Origin of the sequence: Colwellia sp. 20A7, assembly GCF_009832865.1 — a bacterium.
Lineage (GTDB): Bacteria > Pseudomonadota > Gammaproteobacteria > Enterobacterales > Alteromonadaceae > Colwellia.
This window is the reverse complement of sequence record NZ_CP047130.1, coordinates 3,447,971-3,465,713: the sequence shown is the minus strand read 5'-3', so window position 1 is coordinate 3,465,713 and position 17,743 is coordinate 3,447,971. Positions and strand designations below refer to the sequence as shown.

The 17,743-nt window shown below is 39.4% G+C and carries 11 protein-coding genes, 1 tRNA gene and 3 rRNA genes; 6 read left to right on the top strand and 9 right to left on the bottom strand.

Annotated elements, in window-relative coordinates:
* Positions 1 to 32: 32 nt before the first annotated feature.
* The 4 genes from GQS55_RS14905 to tal form a co-directional block, all read right to left on the bottom strand.
* Entirely contained in the window at positions 33 to 479 is a 447-nt protein-coding gene (locus GQS55_RS14905) for a hypothetical protein (protein ID WP_159821246.1), read from the bottom strand.
* Between the two features lie 237 nt (positions 480 to 716).
* Positions 717 to 1,517, bottom strand: a complete 801-nt coding sequence (locus tag GQS55_RS14900; RefSeq protein WP_159821245.1) for an alpha/beta fold hydrolase — start codon at positions 1,515 to 1,517, stop codon at positions 717 to 719.
* A gap of 165 nt (positions 1,518 to 1,682) precedes the next feature.
* On the bottom strand, positions 1,683 to 1,856 hold the full coding sequence (locus GQS55_RS14895) for a DUF3545 family protein (protein ID WP_159821244.1): 174 nt from the start codon (positions 1,854 to 1,856) through the stop codon (positions 1,683 to 1,685).
* Positions 1,857 to 2,010: 154 nt separating this feature from the next.
* Positions 2,011 to 2,970: a transaldolase gene (gene tal / locus GQS55_RS14890; RefSeq protein ID WP_159822885.1), complete on the bottom strand. Its 960-nt coding sequence runs from the start codon at positions 2,968 to 2,970 to the stop codon at positions 2,011 to 2,013.
* A 231-nt stretch (positions 2,971 to 3,201) separates the two neighbouring features.
* Here tal and yaaA point away from each other — a divergent pair, with 231 nt between their 5' ends.
* On the top strand, positions 3,202 to 3,975 hold the full coding sequence (yaaA, locus tag GQS55_RS14885; RefSeq protein WP_159821243.1) for a peroxide stress protein YaaA: 774 nt from the start codon (positions 3,202 to 3,204) through the stop codon (positions 3,973 to 3,975).
* A 69-nt stretch (positions 3,976 to 4,044) separates the two neighbouring features.
* Here the strand turns inward: yaaA and GQS55_RS14880 are convergent, their stop codons facing one another.
* Entirely contained in the window at positions 4,045 to 4,806 is a 762-nt protein-coding gene (locus GQS55_RS14880) for a hypothetical protein (protein ID WP_159821242.1), read from the bottom strand.
* 782 nt (positions 4,807 to 5,588) lie between these two features.
* On the opposite strand from GQS55_RS14880, the gene GQS55_RS14875 reads away from it, so the two are divergent.
* The 4 genes from GQS55_RS14875 (at position 5,589) to rrf (ending at position 11,006) form a co-directional block, all read left to right on the top strand.
* Positions 5,589 to 7,124: ribosomal RNA gene (locus GQS55_RS14875) — 16S ribosomal RNA — on the top strand.
* Positions 7,125 to 7,239: 115 nt separating this feature from the next.
* Positions 7,240 to 7,316: transfer RNA gene (locus GQS55_RS14870), tRNA-Ile, on the top strand.
* A gap of 538 nt (positions 7,317 to 7,854) precedes the next feature.
* Positions 7,855 to 10,749 (top strand): 23S ribosomal RNA (locus GQS55_RS14865).
* A gap of 142 nt (positions 10,750 to 10,891) precedes the next feature.
* Positions 10,892 to 11,006, top strand: a 5S ribosomal RNA gene (rrf, locus tag GQS55_RS14860).
* The 16S, 23S and 5S rRNA genes sit together here with 1 tRNA gene alongside, the layout of an rRNA operon.
* A 459-nt stretch (positions 11,007 to 11,465) precedes the next feature.
* On the opposite strand, the gene GQS55_RS14850 is transcribed toward rrf, so the two are convergent.
* Genes GQS55_RS14850 through GQS55_RS14840 form a run of 3 tightly spaced genes read right to left on the bottom strand, consistent with a single transcriptional unit; the run spans position 11,466 to position 12,958 of the window.
* Positions 11,466 to 11,930, bottom strand: a complete 465-nt coding sequence (locus GQS55_RS14850) for a helix-turn-helix domain-containing protein (RefSeq protein ID WP_159821240.1) — start codon at positions 11,928 to 11,930, stop codon at positions 11,466 to 11,468.
* 25 nt (positions 11,931 to 11,955) lie between these two features.
* Positions 11,956 to 12,531: an IS630 family transposase gene (locus tag GQS55_RS14845; protein WP_159821239.1), complete on the bottom strand. Its 576-nt coding sequence runs from the start codon at positions 12,529 to 12,531 to the stop codon at positions 11,956 to 11,958.
* Positions 12,494 to 12,958 carry a helix-turn-helix domain-containing protein gene (locus GQS55_RS14840; RefSeq protein WP_159821238.1) on the bottom strand — a complete coding sequence of 155 codons (465 nt, stop codon included), beginning with the start codon at positions 12,956 to 12,958 and terminating at the stop codon, positions 12,494 to 12,496. The genes GQS55_RS14845 and GQS55_RS14840 overlap by 38 nt, the downstream gene beginning before the upstream one ends.
* 306 nt (positions 12,959 to 13,264) lie before the next feature.
* On the opposite strand from GQS55_RS14840, the gene GQS55_RS14835 reads away from it, so the two are divergent.
* The gene (locus tag GQS55_RS14835) at positions 13,265 to 14,491 is read left to right on the top strand and encodes a DEAD/DEAH box helicase (RefSeq protein ID WP_159821237.1); all 1,227 of its coding nucleotides are present in this window, start codon (positions 13,265 to 13,267) and stop codon (positions 14,489 to 14,491) included.
* A 248-nt stretch (positions 14,492 to 14,739) separates the two neighbouring features.
* Here GQS55_RS14835 and GQS55_RS14830 read toward each other — a convergent pair whose 3' ends face one another.
* Positions 14,740 to 17,313 (bottom strand): TonB-dependent receptor plug domain-containing protein, encoded by a 2,574-nt coding sequence (locus tag GQS55_RS14830; protein WP_442872198.1) that lies wholly within the window; start codon positions 17,311 to 17,313, stop codon positions 14,740 to 14,742.
* Positions 17,314 to 17,743: the final 430 nt, after the last annotated feature.

The following is a 17,743-nucleotide window of genomic DNA, read 5'->3' as shown; positions in this document are numbered from 1 at the left end:
ACTGGATGCCAAAATTGTGATCAGTTGTAGATTTAGTTAGGCGCACTAATATCAATAGCATTGATATCTTGTGATATAAGTTGAGTATATATATTTTCAGTTCTAACATTCGTTGTATCTGAATTTCTATCACCTCTTATTCTAACGGTATAATTAGAAAAATATGGACCATAATTAGCTCTTTCTTGTTTTAAGGCTAATATCATTGCTTGGTCTGCTGTAATTGGTCTATTCAAAACTGACATCATCAACTCGTGATCTGAACTCATTGCTTTTTTGATTGTACTTTTATTGATAGGTGTAAATTGAGTATGAGAAAAGTGTTTATTCATTCGGCTATTGTCATAACGTTTATCTACAAAGCTACTATTGTTTATACTTTCTGTCGTGCTACAAGCAAATAGAAATAAGCAGAACATTACACTGACGCTACTTTTAATAGTGCGTAAATTAAAATAGGGTATACTTAAATAGTACATAACAAACCTTCATAGCAAAATAATCTTTATAACTATGTAAAGGCAAATGTTATGCCAACTGAATTTTTGACACGTGAATTTGAAGTTGTTTTATTTTAAAGCATTGAAATGAAATAATAAAAAAAGTTATTTTTTTTGATGGAAAAGTTATTTTAAATAAAATAACTTTCTGCAATAGGGTTGAATTACTAGTGTCAATTTTTTGATATGTTAATTGCTTTATTAAACTATTCTACTTTATGAGTTCTCTATAATACTTGTTATTAGCTTTGCGGTGTTTTCAGGCTGCTCTAAGGGGAACATATGGCTCCCTGGGGTTGTGGTTACATTAATACTTTTATTTAATTTAGCAAACTTCTTAAAAAATAGATGAGGACATACATCTGTTTGCTCCGCATATAGTAATGTTGCGGGTATTTTCAGCTTATCTTTATAGCTTGATAAGTTGTCTGCCAAATTTCTGAAAATATCAGTTTCTACTTGTGCCGAAAAAGCTAATTCTAATTGATCATTTCTCTCAACAATGCCATGTTTTACATAATCGTTTAAACAGCGTTCATCAAAATTTTTAAATAACCTTTTACTCGAGAACAACTTTGCAACATCGGTGCCTAACGGCCAATGTGTTCTTCTTATTTTTGATTTGCCCGAAGGACTATATTTATCAATAAATCGAGTGTTCTTAACAAGTTTCATTCCAAAGGCAGTAGCGCCAGTTATTACAGGTGGATCTAACATAATGAGACCTTTGAATAATGCCGGTTGTTGGCAAGCGGCAATAAAAGCAATTACTCCTCCAAATGAGTGGCCTACATTGAACACCTGTTCTTGATTATGTATGACTAGTTGCTGCTTAACAAAGTTAATAAGTTCATCCACTAGGGGTTGCCAGTTGTTTTCAACAGGGTATCGTTCATCATGGCCATATTTCTCATGTGATACGATCTGATATTGTGCTGGTAAGTAATCAAATAGTGTTTGGTAGCTGCCGGCAGGAAAACCATTCGCGTGAACAAAGTTAATAAGTGTTTTTGACATATTAGTGTAACTAGCCGTTTTTAATAATAAACTATTAAGAAGTTAAACGCTCGTTTGAATTTTGTCAATCATCATTTTGATAGGAAACTACTTGTCGCGAAATTAAATATTAAAAACCTGACTAGGTCAGGTTTTTATATTCAACAATTTTAATAGAAACTTAGGTTAAAACTCCTCTAACATATACTCTAGAGAGCCCTCGTATATTAGTAATTCTTTTTCGAGTTGAAATTTATCTCTTAATTGTTCGATTTCACGCCACTTCCTTTTATTTGTCGCTACACTTTTTCCTTTTGCAGGTTGACTAACTGATGCTAAAACTTGGTTTAAATTATCCATAAAAGTATCCCTTAATAGATTTTCTTTAAAAACATAGATCAATTGCATCTTTTTAATATCATACTTTTTCAGTGCTTAAAATAAAAAACGCACATTTTTTAATAAAAATATGCGTTTAAAATAGTCGTATTTGTTGGTTTAAACCATTAGTTTTTTATAGCATTTGCGCTAATTGTTTTTCAAGCTTAATTTGATCAATAGCAAAATTGCGAATACCTTCGCTCAACTTTTCAGTTGCCATCGCATCGTCATTCATTTCCCAGCGCCACTCTTGTTCAGTCAATGGTGCTTCAGCTGAAAGGGTCTTGTCGATATTTTTGCTACTTAGCTTCTGTTCAATATGAGTATTGCTATTAGCTAATTCATCCATTAATTGAGGGCTAATAGTTAATCTATCACAACCAGCCAGTGCTAAAATCTCACCTATATTTCTAAAGCTAGCACCCATAACAACGGTGCTATAACCTTTACTCTTATAATAATTATAAATATCGGTAACAGAAATAACACCAGGATCTTCATCACTAGGGTATTCAGTACGACCAGTATCTTTTTTGAACCAATCAAGAATACGACCCACAAATGGAGATATAAGGTAAACACCAGCTTCAGCACAAGCTCTTGCTTGTGCAAAGCTAAAGAGCAACGTTAAGTTACAATTAATGCCTTCTTTTTCAAGCTGCTCGGCTGCTTTAATTCCTTCCCAAGTCGACGCTAGTTTAATTAGAATACGATCATTACTAATACCTGCTTCATTATACATGGCTATTAATTTATGAGCTTTGGCAATTGATGCGTTTGTATCAAACGATAGTCGCGCATCTACTTCTGTAGAAATACGGCCAGGGACTGTTTTTAAAATTTCTAACCCAATTAACACAGATAATCTATCTGCAGCATCGATAACTTGCTGACTCTTATCATTTGATTGTTTTTTTGCCCAAGTAACAGAGTCTGACAATAAATTTTTATACAATGGTAATGCCGCAGCTTTTAATAATAAAGATGGGTTTGTAGTAGCATCTTGTGGCTGAAATTTAGCTATAGCTTCAATATCACCGGTATCGGCAACGACAGTGGTCATTTGCTTTAATTGTTCAAGTTGAGAAGATATGTTTGTCATGAATACGACCTATAGGTTGCTAAAATTAATTAATGGATTTGTATAATTAAATATTACTACATAAATTCGGTTAATGTACCCCTTTTACATACCAAATACTTTAATTGTTACTCATTTTAATACTGATACTATTATTTAGTGTAAATGCCACTTCTTACTTGAATTAAAGCTATGTTATAGTTTGCTTTAATATGTTTATAAAATAATTGAAACGGAAATGTTATGTTACTTATTGTTTCTCCTGCAAAAAAACTAGATTTCGAATCGCCTTTAGCAACAACGAAAATCAGTCAACCAAACTTACTAGAGCATAGCGAACTATTAATTGAACGTTGTGTTAAATTGTCTTCAGATCAAATTGCCTCATTGATGAAGTTAAGTGATAAATTGGCAGGGTTGAACGCAGCAAGATTTGGTGAATGGTCCCAACCATTTACTACCGAAAATGCACGTCAAGCTATCTTAGCTTTTAATGGCGATGTCTATAGTGGTTTAGATGCTCCTTCATTTAATAACGCTGACTTTGACTTTTCACAAAAACATTTGCGTATTCTATCGGGTCTATACGGTTTATTAAAACCGTTAGATTTAATGCAAGCATATAGATTAGAGATGGGAACCAAACTTGATAACTGTCGTGGTAGTAACTTGTATCAGTTTTGGGGAAATATAATCACAGAGCAATTAAATGAAGTATTAGCCGAGCAACAAAGCGATATTTTAATTAATTTAGCTTCTAATGAATATTTTAAAGTCGTTAATAAAAAGTTATTGAATGCAAAGATCATCACTCCACAGTTTAAAGACTGGAAGAATGACCAATATAAAATTATTAGTTTTTATGCGAAAAGGGCGCGAGGTTTAATGGCTCGTTATATTATTCAAAACCAAATCACTGATGTTGAGCAGCTAAAGGACTTTGATTTAGCAGGATATCAATACAGTCGTGATTTGACTCAAGGTAATGATTTAGTGTTTACAAGAAAGTCAATTTAAACTCATAAATACTAATACTAATACTAATACTAATACTAATACTAATACTAATAGTAAATATAGTCTTAATTATTCATTTACCTTAGCTATATCCGATTTTAATGCGCCACCAGCAATTGCCGCAGCGGTTGCTGATTCTTGAGAAATACCTGACTTTACCGCTGTCGATATAATCTCACGTGCTTTATTACCACTAGATGAATTGACAGCAATACTAACAACTTCAGTATTATCTGGTGAAATTCTTAAGGTATTTCTCACAATACTACTTACTTGTTCAGGTAGGGCTTTAATCGCCACCGCTAGAATATCTAATATTTTTTCAGGATAACTTTGCATGGTGGAGTCTACAATTTGCTTAGCCATGAGTGGTTCTGTCATTATAGCAACGCGAACAATGTTTTCTATATTAGAAGGTGTATGTGAAACAGCGGCATTTACTATTTCTACAGCGTAAGCTGGTTCTTCGGATACTGCAAAACTAATAATATCTTCAATACTAGCAATATTAGACTTTAATATAATATGAACAACATCACTCGTGAGTGCGGGCTCTGCTCTTATCGCACCACATATAATCTGTTCGTATTCCTGAGGATACTTAGCGACCGCTATTTTCAGTACCGAAGTTATTTGTTCTGGATAACTCCTTAGTAAAGCATTAACACTTCTTTCAACTGCCATTTCAGAATTAATCTGACGATACATAAGTTGATCAAACATTGTTGATAGGACTGCTATTTGTCGAGTTTGCTTCAAGCTATGTGGATTACTATTAGCAGTAAATGAAAAAAGAAAACCAATTAAACATAACAGAGGTAGTAACTTCATAGTGGGGTTCCAATTGATTAATAAAAACTTATTATATTGATCCATCAACTTGATAAGCGAAAATAAACTCCAATGACACAAGTAAAAACAGTGTTATTGGTACCTATAAAAGACCAAAAGTAGCAGGAAGTCCATACTTTAGTCTAATAAAAATGCATTTAGTTCAATATATCTTCGAACGAATAAAGATTTAAAGAAAAGCCTTGACCATTTTTCAGAAATCTCTAGAATGCGCTCCAGTTCCAAGGGGTTCAGGCAAAACGAATCATCAACGGGCTGTTTTAATAAGTTATCTACTCTCATTTTAATGATAAATAGTTAACTTAGCGTTTTAGAATGAAGGGTTTGAGAGTTTGCAAAAACTTTTAAATAAATCAAAATAAAACGTTGACATTAAAACTCGGAAGCGTATGATACGCATCCTGCTTCGGGGCAACAGCAACGAAGTCAAGTAAATAACGAATGAGATTATTTACTCCTTACCTTTATAGGGTAAGTTTCTTTAACAATTAGTTATCATGCAATTTGTGTGAATACTCACATTAACTTGTTTTTACATAGTTTTTCGCTCTTGTAGCAAGAAACAAAAAAACGCTTAATGAATGATGTTCATGCAAATAAATATAGTTACTTATTTCTAGCGAGATAGGTAGCGACTATGTAATGCGATATCAGCTTCGCCTTTTATTAGGTTGAGAGGATATCACGACAGAATTCATTGAGCAGTAACACATCACTTTTACTTACTTAGGTAGGAATGGTGAGGTTACACAAACGATTTTTAATTGAAGAGTTTGATCATGGCTCAGATTGAACGCTGGCGGCAGGCTTAACACATGCAAGTCGAGCGGTAACAGAGATAGCTTGCTATCTGCTGACGAGCGGCGGACGGGTGAGTAATGCTTGGGAATATGCCTTATGGTGGGGGACAACAGTTGGAAACGACTGCTAATACCGCATAACGTCTACGGACCAAAGGGGGGGATCTTCGGACCTCTCGCCATTTGATTAGCCCAAGTGAGATTAGCTAGTTGGTGAGGTAATGGCTCACCAAGGCGACGATCTCTAGCTGGTTTGAGAGGATGATCAGCCACACTGGGACTGAGACACGGCCCAGACTCCTACGGGAGGCAGCAGTGGGGAATATTGCACAATGGGCGAAAGCCTGATGCAGCCATGCCGCGTGTGTGAAGAAGGCCTTCGGGTTGTAAAGCACTTTCAGTTGTGAGGAAAGGGATGTAGTTAATAGCTGCATTCTGTGACGTTAACAACAGAAGAAGCACCGGCTAACTTCGTGCCAGCAGCCGCGGTAATACGAGGGGTGCAAGCGTTAATCGGAATGGGCGTAAAGCGTTCGTAGGCGTATAGTAAGCAAGATGTGAAAGCCCAGGGCTCAACCTTGGAACTGCATTTTGAACTGGTAGACTAGAGTACTGTAGAGGGTGGTGGAATTTCCAGTGTAGCGGTGAAATGCGTAGAGATTGGAAGGAACATCAGTGGCGAAGGCGGCCACCTGGACAGATACTGACGCTGAGGAACGAAAGCGTGGGGAGCGAACAGGATTAGATACCCTGGTAGTCCACGCCGTAAACGATGTCAACTAGCCGTTTGTGCCCTTGAGGCGTGAGTGGCGCAGCTAACGCACTAAGTTGACCGCCTGGGGAGTACGGCCGCAAGGTTAAAACTCAAATGAATTGACGGGGGCCCGCACAAGCGGTGGAGCATGTGGTTTAATTCGATGCAACGCGAAGAACCTTACCATCCCTTGACATCCAGAGAAGAGACTAGAGATAGACTTGTGCCTTCGGGAACTCTGTGACAGGTGCTGCATGGCTGTCGTCAGCTCGTGTTGTGAAATGTTGGGTTAAGTCCCGCAACGAGCGCAACCCCTATCCTTATTTGCCAGCGCGTTATGGCGGGAACTCTAAGGAGACTGCCGGTGATAAACCGGAGGAAGGTGGGGACGACGTCAAGTCATCATGGCCCTTACGGGATGGGCTACACACGTGCTACAATGGCAGGTACAGAGGGCAGCAATACCGCGAGGTTGAGCGAATCCCACAAAGCTTGTCGTAGTCCGGATCGGAGTCTGCAACTCGACTCCGTGAAGTCGGAATCGCTAGTAATCGTAGATCAGAATGCTACGGTGAATACGTTCCCGGGCCTTGTACACACCGCCCGTCACACCATGGGAGTGGGATGCAAAAGAAGTGGCTAGTTTAACCTTCGGGAGGACGGTCACCACTTTGTGTTTCATGACTGGGGTGAAGTCGTAACAAGGTAACCCTAGGGGAACCTGGGGTTGGATCACCTCCTTATCTTGAAGTAAAAACGAATAATGGAATATCCCTTTTAAGAGATGTTCAGAGTATTCACACAAATTGTATGATAATGAAATGAAGAAAAAAGCTCAGTAGGGCTTGTTTATAAAATAGGTCTGTAGCTCAGCTGGTTAGAGCGCACCCCTGATAAGGGTGAGGTCGGCAGTTCAAGTCTGCCCAGACCTACCAATTTCGTGTTATATCTGCGTAAGTTCGCAGTCTCGTGTAGAAAAGACTACACGTCGCTACAAACCACCTTGAGATAAAACGAAATGGTATTAATTCTTCATAAAAGAAAGAAGCCAAATTTAAATACGCTTGTTAAGTGATTTTAAATTTGGTTTTTACTCTCCATTAGGAGGGATAATCAAGTTTTTAACCGAATGTGAGTTAAAAATTAGTTCTTTAACAATCTGGAAAGCTGATATAAATATCGGTATTTATATGACAAACACGGTGTCGCGCTGTTGTTTGTTACAGTATAAATACCAAGCTGTTACAACATTCTCTTATCGTGAATGCTGTAATGGTGATAATGCATCCCCCAAGGATGTATTATCGAATTCATACTTGCTCTTAGAGCAAAGATGTCTTATCAAGTAACTCATCTTATATCTTCGGATATATTGAGTACGTGAAAATGTCAGACTTTACAATTACTGTGGATTAGTCTCCACGGTGTACTTTGTTTTCTTCTTTTATTAGAAAAGACTACTTAGGGTTGTATGGTTAAGTGACTAAGCGTATGTGGTGGATGCCTTGGCAGTTAGAGGCGATGAAGGACGTGTTAATCTGCGAAAAGCTTTGGTGAGGTGATAAAAACCGTTATAGCCAAAGATGTCCGAATGGGGAAACCCACTTAGCATAAGCTAGGTATCATTATCTGAATACATAGGATAATGAAGCGAACCGGGAGAACTGAAACATCTAAGTACCCCGAGGAAAAGAAATCAACCGAGATTTCGTTAGTAGCGGCGAGCGAACGCGAATCAGCCCTTAAGCTTATTGGGCGCTAGTGGAACTTACTGGAAAGTAAGACGATACAGGGTGATAGTCCCGTACACTAAAGCAACCTTTAAGTGAAATCGAGTAGGACGGAGCACGTGAAACTTTGTCTGAATATGGGGGGACCATCCTCCAAGGCTAAATACTACTAACTGACCGATAGTGAACCAGTACCGTGAGGGAAAGGCGAAAAGAACCCCTGTGAGGGGAGTGAAATAGAACCTGAAACCGCATACGTACAAGCAGTGGGAGCCCGATTTAGTCGGGTGACTGCGTACCTTTTGTATAATGGGTCAGCGACTTATATTCTGTAGCAAGGTTAACCGATTAGGGGAGCCGTAGCGAAAGCGAGTGTTAACTGCGCGTTTAGTTGCAGGGTATAGACCCGAAACCCGGCGATCTACCCATGGGCAGGTTGAAGGTTGAGTAACATCAACTGGAGGACCGAACACACGTATGTTGAAAAATGCGGTGATGACTTGTGGGTCGGAGTGAAAGGCTAATCAAGCCGGGAGATAGCTGGTTCTCCCCGAAATCTATTTAGGTAGAGCCTCGCACGAACACCATTGGGGGTAGAGCACTGTTAAGGCTAGGGGGTCATCCCGACTTACCAACCCTTTGCAAACTCCGAATACCAATGAGTGATATGCGGGAGACACACTGCGGGTGCTAACGTCCGTTGTGAAGAGGGAAACAACCCAGACCGCCAGCTAAGGTCCCAAAGTACTAGTTAAGTGGGAAACGATGTGGAAAGGCATAGACAGCTAGGAGGTTGGCTTAGAAGCAGCCATCCTTTAAAGAAAGCGTAATAGCTCACTAGTCGAGTCGGTCTGCGCGGAAGATGTAACGGGGCTAAACTAGTCACCGAAGCTGCGGATTTAATCTTAGGATTAAGTGGTAGGGGAGCGTTGTGTAAGCCGTTGAAGGTGAATTGAGAAGTTTGCTGGAGGTATCACAAGTGCGAATGCTGACATGAGTAACGATAAGGGGAGTGAAAAACTCCCCCGCCGAAAGACCAAGGTTTCCTGTCCCATGTTAATCAGGGCAGGGTAAGTCGGCCCCTAAGGCGAGGCGGAAACGCGTAGTCGATGGGAAACAGATTAATATTTCTGTACTTCTATATATTGCGAAGGAGGGACGGAGTAGGCTAGATGAGCACGGCGTTGGTAGTCCGTGTGAAAGAATGTAGGTGGGCGACTTAGGTAAATCCGGGTTGCTGTTAACACTGAGACTCGAGACGAGTGTCTACGGACATGAAGTCATTGATGCCATGCTTCCAGGAAAAGCTTCTAAGCTTCAGATATATAGGAACCGTACCCCAAACCGACACAGGTGGTTAGGTAGAGAATACTAAGGCGCTTGAGAGAACTCGGGTGAAGGAACTAGGCAAAATAGTACCGTAACTTCGGGAGAAGGTACGCTGCTCAGGGTGATGGAACTTGCTTCCTAAGCTCAGAGCAGTCGAAGTAACCAGGTGGCTGGAACTGTTTATTAAAAACACAGCACTGTGCAAAATCGAAAGATGACGTATACGGTGTGACGCCTGCCCGGTGCCGGAAGGTTAATTGATTCGGTTAGACTTAGGTCGAAGCTGATGATCGAAGCCCCGGTAAACGGCGGCCGTAACTATAACGGTCCTAAGGTAGCGAAATTCCTTGTCGGGTAAGTTCCGACCTGCACGAATGGCGTAATCATGGCCACACTGTCTCCACCCGAGACTCAGTGAAATTGAATTTGCGGTTAAGATGCCGTATACCCGCGGCTAGACGGAAAGACCCCGTGAACCTTTACTATAGCTTGACAGTGAACATTGCTCCTACATGTGTAGGATAGGTGGGAGGCGTTGAAACAGAGTCGCTAGATTTTGTGGAGCCAATCTTGAAATACCACCCTTGTATGCGTGATGTTCTAACCTAGGGCCCTAATCGGGCTTGGGGACACTGTCTGGTGGGTAGTTTGACTGGGGCGGTCTCCTCCCAAAGAGTAACGGAGGAGCACGAAGGTTGGCTAAGTATGGTCGGACATCATACGGTTAGTGCAATGGCATAAGCCAGCTTAACTGCGAGACAGACACGTCGAGCAGGTACGAAAGTAGGTCATAGTGATCCGGTGGTTCTGTATGGAAGGGCCATCGCTCAACGGATAAAAGGTACTCCGGGGATAACAGGCTGATACCGCCCAAGAGTTCATATCGACGGCGGTGTTTGGCACCTCGATGTCGGCTCATCACATCCTGGGGCTGAAGTCGGTCCCAAGGGTATGGCTGTTCGCCATTTAAAGTGGTACGCGAGCTGGGTTTAGAACGTCGTGAGACAGTTCGGTCCCTATCTGCCGTGGGCGTTTGAGAATTGAAGAGGGCTGCTCCTAGTACGAGAGGACCGGAGTGGACGAACCGCTGGTGTTCGGGTTGTTATGCCAATAGCATTGCCCGGTAGCTACGTTCGGAACTGATAACCGCTGAAAGCATCTAAGCGGGAAGCAGGCTTTGAGATGAGTTCTCACTGGAGCTTTAAGCTCCCTAAAGGGTCGTTGGAGACTACAACGTTGATAGGTCAGGTGTGTAAGGGCTGTGAGGTCTTGAGCTAACTGATACTAATTGCCCGTGAGGCTTAACCATACAACACCCAAGTAGTTTTGAGAGAGACTATGAAGTGAATTGTATGAAGACTGACATTAGAAAACACACGTACTTACGTGTTACTTGAATAAGAATAAAGAACAAAACGATATTTACAGCTTTCTAAGATTGCCTTTTTTTGTTTAGCGACAATAGCGCTGTGGTACCACCTGACTCCATTCCGAACTCAGAAGTGAAACGCAGTAGCGCCGATGGTAGTGTGGGAGTTCCCATGTGAGAGTAGGACATTGCTAAACTTCTATTCGTACCGCAAGGTACACCCGAAGAGCCCGTTACGAAAGTGACGGGCTTTTTGCTGTTAGCTATTAAAAAATACAACAATAGTGCTGTGGCCCCACCTGAACCCATTCGCTAATACAGCCGCGGCGCACAGAAGTGAAACGCCGTAGCGCCGGATGATGATAGCGTGTGGGTGTTCTTCTCTTTATGTGAGAGTAGGACATTGCTAAACTTCTATTCGTACCGCAAGGTACACCCGAAGAGCCCGTTACGAAAGTGACGGGCTTTTTGCTGTTATACCAATTCCGATAATTAACTGGTCATCATGGCCCAGTCTCGGTGAGATTGCCCTAGGGCGCGTTCCTTTTTCTGCCCACACTCTGGTCGTTGTGTTTTGCTGACCAAACCGCGCTTCATCCTGAAACCACACATCGACTTGATCAAGCGATATCGATAACGGGATCTTGGCGATCGTTTCAAATTGGAATTTTTTTAAAGGTTTCTTGTGTCTCAATGGATTGCTTAGGGTGCTTTGAACGTGTTGTTACCCAGCTTAGTTCAAGCTGGTGTAGTGTGTCGTATACATTAGATTTTTGGTAGACAACACCAAACTCTGTCGCAATATATTCTTGTACATCTTTTCCTTGAAGCCTACCACCACTCGGTTTTATAGCAGAATTGATAACAAAACTTTTCAGTTGTGACAGCTGCTTATCATCCAAAGATTTTGGGCGACCTGTATGTTTTTTTTCTTTAAGTCCCTCTAAGCCATCATGTAAATAAGTATGGATCCATTTATTAACGCTAGTGCGGCTAACTTTCAAGAAAGTAGCTATTTGTGTGCGATTTTTTCCATCGATAAAGTGAGATACAGCAAGCAATCGTAATCGCATTCTTGCATTACTCGTTGATGAAATAAGCTGTGATAAGTTATGAGTCATTTTAAGCCTTATATTTAAGCTTACATTAGATCACAAAATTATCGGAATTGGTATTAGTATTACTTCTGAAGCTGTTCCAAGCTTCTGAGCACTTCTCAACAATATCCTCATAATCCTTGAAACAACGGTTAGCTATTTCATTCTGCCTCATCCATGACCACACTTGCTCAATTGGATTTAACTCGGGTGAATAGGGAGGAATATGGATGATCGTCAAATTGTTGTATTCGTCATCAAGATACTTTTGATGCCAACTGGCACCATCCATCAAGACTACAGCATGTCGTCCCTCTTCTGTCGCCTTTGAAATGAGTGCTAAGTGTGACGCCATCACATCCATATTACTTAATGGGGCTACGATAGCTTCTGTTTTTCCATTGGTGATGCAGACTGCGCCAAACAAATAAGCGTAGGTAAACTGCTGCTGTTTGATTGCCCTAGGGCGCGTTCCTTTTTCTGCCCACACTCTGGTCGTTGTGTTTTGCTGACCAAACCGCGCTTCATCCTGAAACCACACATCGACTTGATCAAGCGATATCGATAACGGGATCTTGGCGATCGTTTCAAATTGGAATTTTTTTAAAGGTTTCTTGTGTCTCAATGGATTGCTTAGGGTGCTTTGAACGTGTTGTTACCCAGCTTAGTTCAAGCTGGTGTAGTGTGTCGTATACATTAGATTTTTGGTAGACAACACCAAACTCTGTCGCAATATATTCTTGTATATCTTTTCCTTGAAGCCTACCACCACTCGGTTTTATAGCAGAATTGATAACAAAACTTTTCAGTTGTGATAGCTGCTTATCATCCAAAGATTTTGGGCGACCTGTATGTTTTTTTTCTTTAAGTCCCTCTAAGCCATCATGTAAATAAGTATGGATCCATTTATTAACGCTAGTGCGGCTAACTTTCAAGAAAGTAGCTATTTGTGTGCGATTTTTTCCATCGATAAAGTGAGATACAGCAAGCAATCGTAATCGCATTCTTGCATTAGTCGTTGATGAAATAAGCTGTGATAAGTTATGAGTCATTTTAAGCCTTATATTTAAGCTTACATTAGATCACAAAATTATCGGAATTGGTATAAACTTCACTCCTTATTATATAAGGGGAAGCCCGATTCGAAAGAGTCGGGCTTTTTGCTGTATGGGTTTTAATAAATACACAGAAAAAAGTACATATATGCATCGATATCACTTCCAAGGTCGTGTGGCTAGTATGCAATACTCTCAGCTAGCGATTGCTGTGTATGAGTTTTCATATATCTTTATTTATTCTCAGTATATTAATATGAAAATCTGGTAAACTTATCACACTATTTTGTTATTTAAATTGATATGAAATTCTCTAGTCTTCCACTAATAAGTTCTTTACAAGAAAACCTCAAAACACTTGAGTATACTCAGGCAACTGATATTCAAGAAAAAGCTATACCTCTTATTCTAGCGGGTAATGATGTTATGGCTAGGGCAAAAACAGGGACAGGTAAAACTGCTGCTTTTGCGTTACCGATACTTAATAATCTTCTTGTTACTCCGAATAGAGCTACGGCATTATCTGTTTTAGTGCTTGCGCCAACTAGAGAGTTAGTTCAACAGATTTATACAAATTTTAATCAATATAGCATTAATACTGACCTTAAAGTAGCCGCTGTTTTTGGTGGCGTAAGTATCAAGCCGCAAGTGAGTAATATCGCTGAAGGTGTTGATGTGTTGATCGCGACACCTGGGCGATTATTAGATTTATTATTTAATAAGCACTTAAGTTTGGATGAGTTATCTGTTTTAGTGTTTGATGAAGCTGACCGAATATTAGATCTTGGCTTTAAAGCCGAAATTGATCGTATCATGCAGCAAGTACCAGAAAAAAGGCAGACGTTATTATTTTCCGCCACATTTGACGATTCATTATATAAATTTAGTAAATTACTATTGCAAGATCCTCAAGTGATTACTATTGATGAAAAAACTGAAATAGCCGATAGTGTTGAGCAGCTTGTGTATACCGTTGATGCAGATCGAAAGCGTGAATTACTGTCCTATTTAATTGGTTCTAAAAATTGGAAGCAAGTGCTTATTTTTACTCGAACTAAACAAACAGCAGACGATCTTGCCAAAGAACTTTGTAAAGATGGTATTAAAGCTCAGTCACTTCATGGCGATAAGTCACAAGGTGCTCGAGATAAAGCATTATTAGAATTTAAAGAAGGAAAAACACGAGCTCTGGTCGCTACTGATGTAGCTGCTCGTGGTATCGATATAGTTGATTTAGGTTATGTTGTTAATTATGAGTTACCTTATGTTGCTGAAGATTATGTACATCGTATTGGCCGTACAGGTCGTGCTGGTAAAAGTGGTTTAGCGCTTTCTTTACTTTCACCAAGTGAAGAGTGGTTATTAACGGCGATTGAAAAAGTGATTGATGAACGATTATTACAACAGTGGTTACCAGGTTATGAACCTGATTTAACAAAAGTTAGTGCTCCTAAGAGACCAGAAAATAAAAAGAAAGCAAGAGATAAGGCGTTAAGAGGTCGTAACAGTAATAATAGACGCAGAAAATAATTATACTAATCTCACTAGCTATGTGATCATTTCTACTTGCTAAAATCACCAACTACATCGTTATTTATTTAATAATTAGAACAAATAGTTATTGAAATAAATGCCTTATATTTGGCAGTTTTTTCTACGTATAAAATTGTTCACCTAATTAATGAAACTGGCATTATAAATAACTTTGATTAATGTTAGAAATAAAAAAAACCTGAATTAATTCAGGTTTTTTTATTTATATACTTTAAGTTTTTGTCTTAAAATTTATATTCAACACCAGCATAATAGAACGCGCCATTAAATCCAAATGGTGCAGAGCGTCTAGAGTATGTGAATACACCAGGGCTATTAACGATGACATTACCACTAGCATCAACAATAGTACCTGTACGTGAGTTGCCAATTTCATTCTTATCAGGGTAAACATCAAATAAATTATTACCACCAATATTAAATGAAATATTCTCATTCATTTGATAATTTACACGTAGATCAGTTAATATTTCAGCACCATAGGTTTGTTGTCCACCATCTGTAACTGTGTATTCACCATAACGATTAAAAGCTAGGTTTACAGTGAAGTCACCCACTCTATATAAACCACTCAAACTAATACGATCCTGCGGTTGCCACTCTTCAATAATTGATATGTCTTGCTCAGAAAATATCTTATCAGGTGAAACATCACCTAGGCCACTATTAGCAGGGGTAAATAAATTAACAACATCAGTTTCAGTAAAGTTAGCCGCGAAGGTCAAATCTAAATCACCACCCAACATCTCACCATTCCAAGTCGCTATTATATCTATACCTGTTGTTTCAGTATCGGCACCATTTAAGAAAAATTGTCCGCCACCAGCGCCAGCAGCTAATAATGCTGAGTCTAATGCTGAAGATAAACCTTGACCAAGAGAATTACTTAATACAATACGATCATCAATATCAATTGAATACCAATCGATAGTTAAGTTAATACTGTCAGCAAGTCGAATAACAGTACCAAGGCTAAAGTTCGTTGATTCTTCTTCTTTTAACTCAGGAATACCAATAGCTTGTGCTAATGTTGAGTCGTTACGGAATGTACCAACTTGTACCGCAATTTGATCACCAGTAGGATCATCTGGGTTAGTTTTAAATTGTGTACTGATATTATTAAAATATAATTGTTGCATTGATGGAGCGCGGAAGCCTGTACTCATAGCACCACGGATAGCAACGTCTTCAGTTAAAGACCAATTAGCAGCAAGTTTGAAGTTGCTGCTGTCACCAAAACCATCGTAGTCATCGTAGCGTACTGCACCACTTACAATTAAATCTTCTGTAACTTCCATTTCAGCATCTGCATAAAACGAAATCACATTACGCGTTTCATCTACGGCTGATATTGCCCCTATACCGCCAAAACCTTGAATACCAGCGCCAGTGTCTGTAGCAAATAAACTTTGGCCTAACACAGTATCGTAATCTCTATAGGAGTATTCATCACCTGGTGTTATTTTATAGGTGTCAGTACGAATCTCAGCGCCCATTGCTAATGAAAATAAGTCGAAGTCTTGAGTATAATCAATATTTATTGTTGATAAAGCTAGTTCTAAACCATAGGCAAACGCTTCTTTAGGTACTGAGTTTCGTATTTCATCAGGTGTAATATCAGCGTAAGAACCGTCTGCGTTATATTGTAATGCATTGGCAAAAGATGAATTAATAGAATCACTTGTTGTATAGTCGATATTATTTTGACCATAGGTATAAGATAAATCTAACGTTGCTCCATTATCAAAGTCAGTTTGATAACCAAAGTTATAGGAAATATCTTTAATATCTGAATTTATTTTAGGTAAGAAGCCCATTGGTACAGTGGCGTCACCATCTAATAATGGTGCATTACCATCAGTATTTGCATTATGTCGAAAGAAAGCGGCTGATTCATTTTCACGCTTTGAATAAGTGATAAAGCCATATAATTCACCACCAGCTAGGTCGTAACCTGTGTTAACGGTTAAACCAAATTGATTTGAGTCTGCATCGCCAATTCTAAAAGTATTACGTGTCGCTGTTGCTTCACGAGGATCACCTAGTAGCATGCTACCATCACCTAAATCAGTACAGCCAGTGAATTGACATGAACCATGTAAACCCGCTCTGTTAGTATAACCGCGGTCACGGAAATTTAAGGTAGTATTTAAATATCCGTTATCTCCTAAAGCAAAGCCTTTAGAAATATCTACATTCGTAGTTTCACCATCACCTTCTGAGTATTCACCATAAGAAATTGCTGCTTTACCGCCTTCACTAGCATCATTTAAAACAATATTAATAACACCTGCTATTGCGTCAGAGCCATATTGTGCTGCAGCACCATCTCGAAGCACTTCTATACGCTTAATTGATGAAGCTGGAATCGCATTCATATCTGTACCCGCAGTACCACGACCAACGGAGGTATTTATGTGTATTAAACTTGCTTGATGACGTCGCTTTCCATTTACAAGTACTAGCGTTTGATCGGGTCCTAAGCCACGTAAAGTAGCGGGACGTAGTGCATCGGTACCATCACTAATAGCAGAGCTAGAGAAGTTAAAAGAAGGCGCTATAGCTTGTAGCATTCTACCTACTTCAGTTTGCCCTGTATTGGCAAGGGCCTCAGCTGAAAGGATATCAACCGGTACGGGTAGGTCATCAGCTGAACGTCCAGCAACACGACTACCAATAATAGATATTTTTTCTACACTACTTTCATCTGCCTGTGCTGTTTCTTGGGCTAGGGCTGTTTGACTAGCTGCACCTAATATCATTGGTATTAGTGCTAATTTTACTTTGTTATTTTTCATTGTTGTAATTCCTCTATAGTGTTTATCAACTTGAATGCTAAGTTGACCAGAGTTATTAACAACAGCAATTAAGCCAGAGTCTTGTAATAATTTTTTGAGACCAGAGCTTACTGAAAAGTAGCCTTTTAATTCATTTGCTTGATACTGCTTAGTTAAATCAAACGAGAATATAATGGTTTGATTTGCCTTTTGTGCAAATGAGATTAAGGCTTTATCAGCTCGTTGTTTGTTAATATCATAGCGCTTCAAACTAGCAGCATCTGCATTGAAGGTTACTAAAACTATATTCAGGCTAATGAAATACTTTAGTAACGATTTAAGTTTGGCTGACAGTTGGAACAGACGAAATTTATCTCGCCAACGGTGCAGTATTAATAAACAAGTGAGCAGAAGAAATCCTCTATAGTTTTTTAAATTAATTTGAATTATT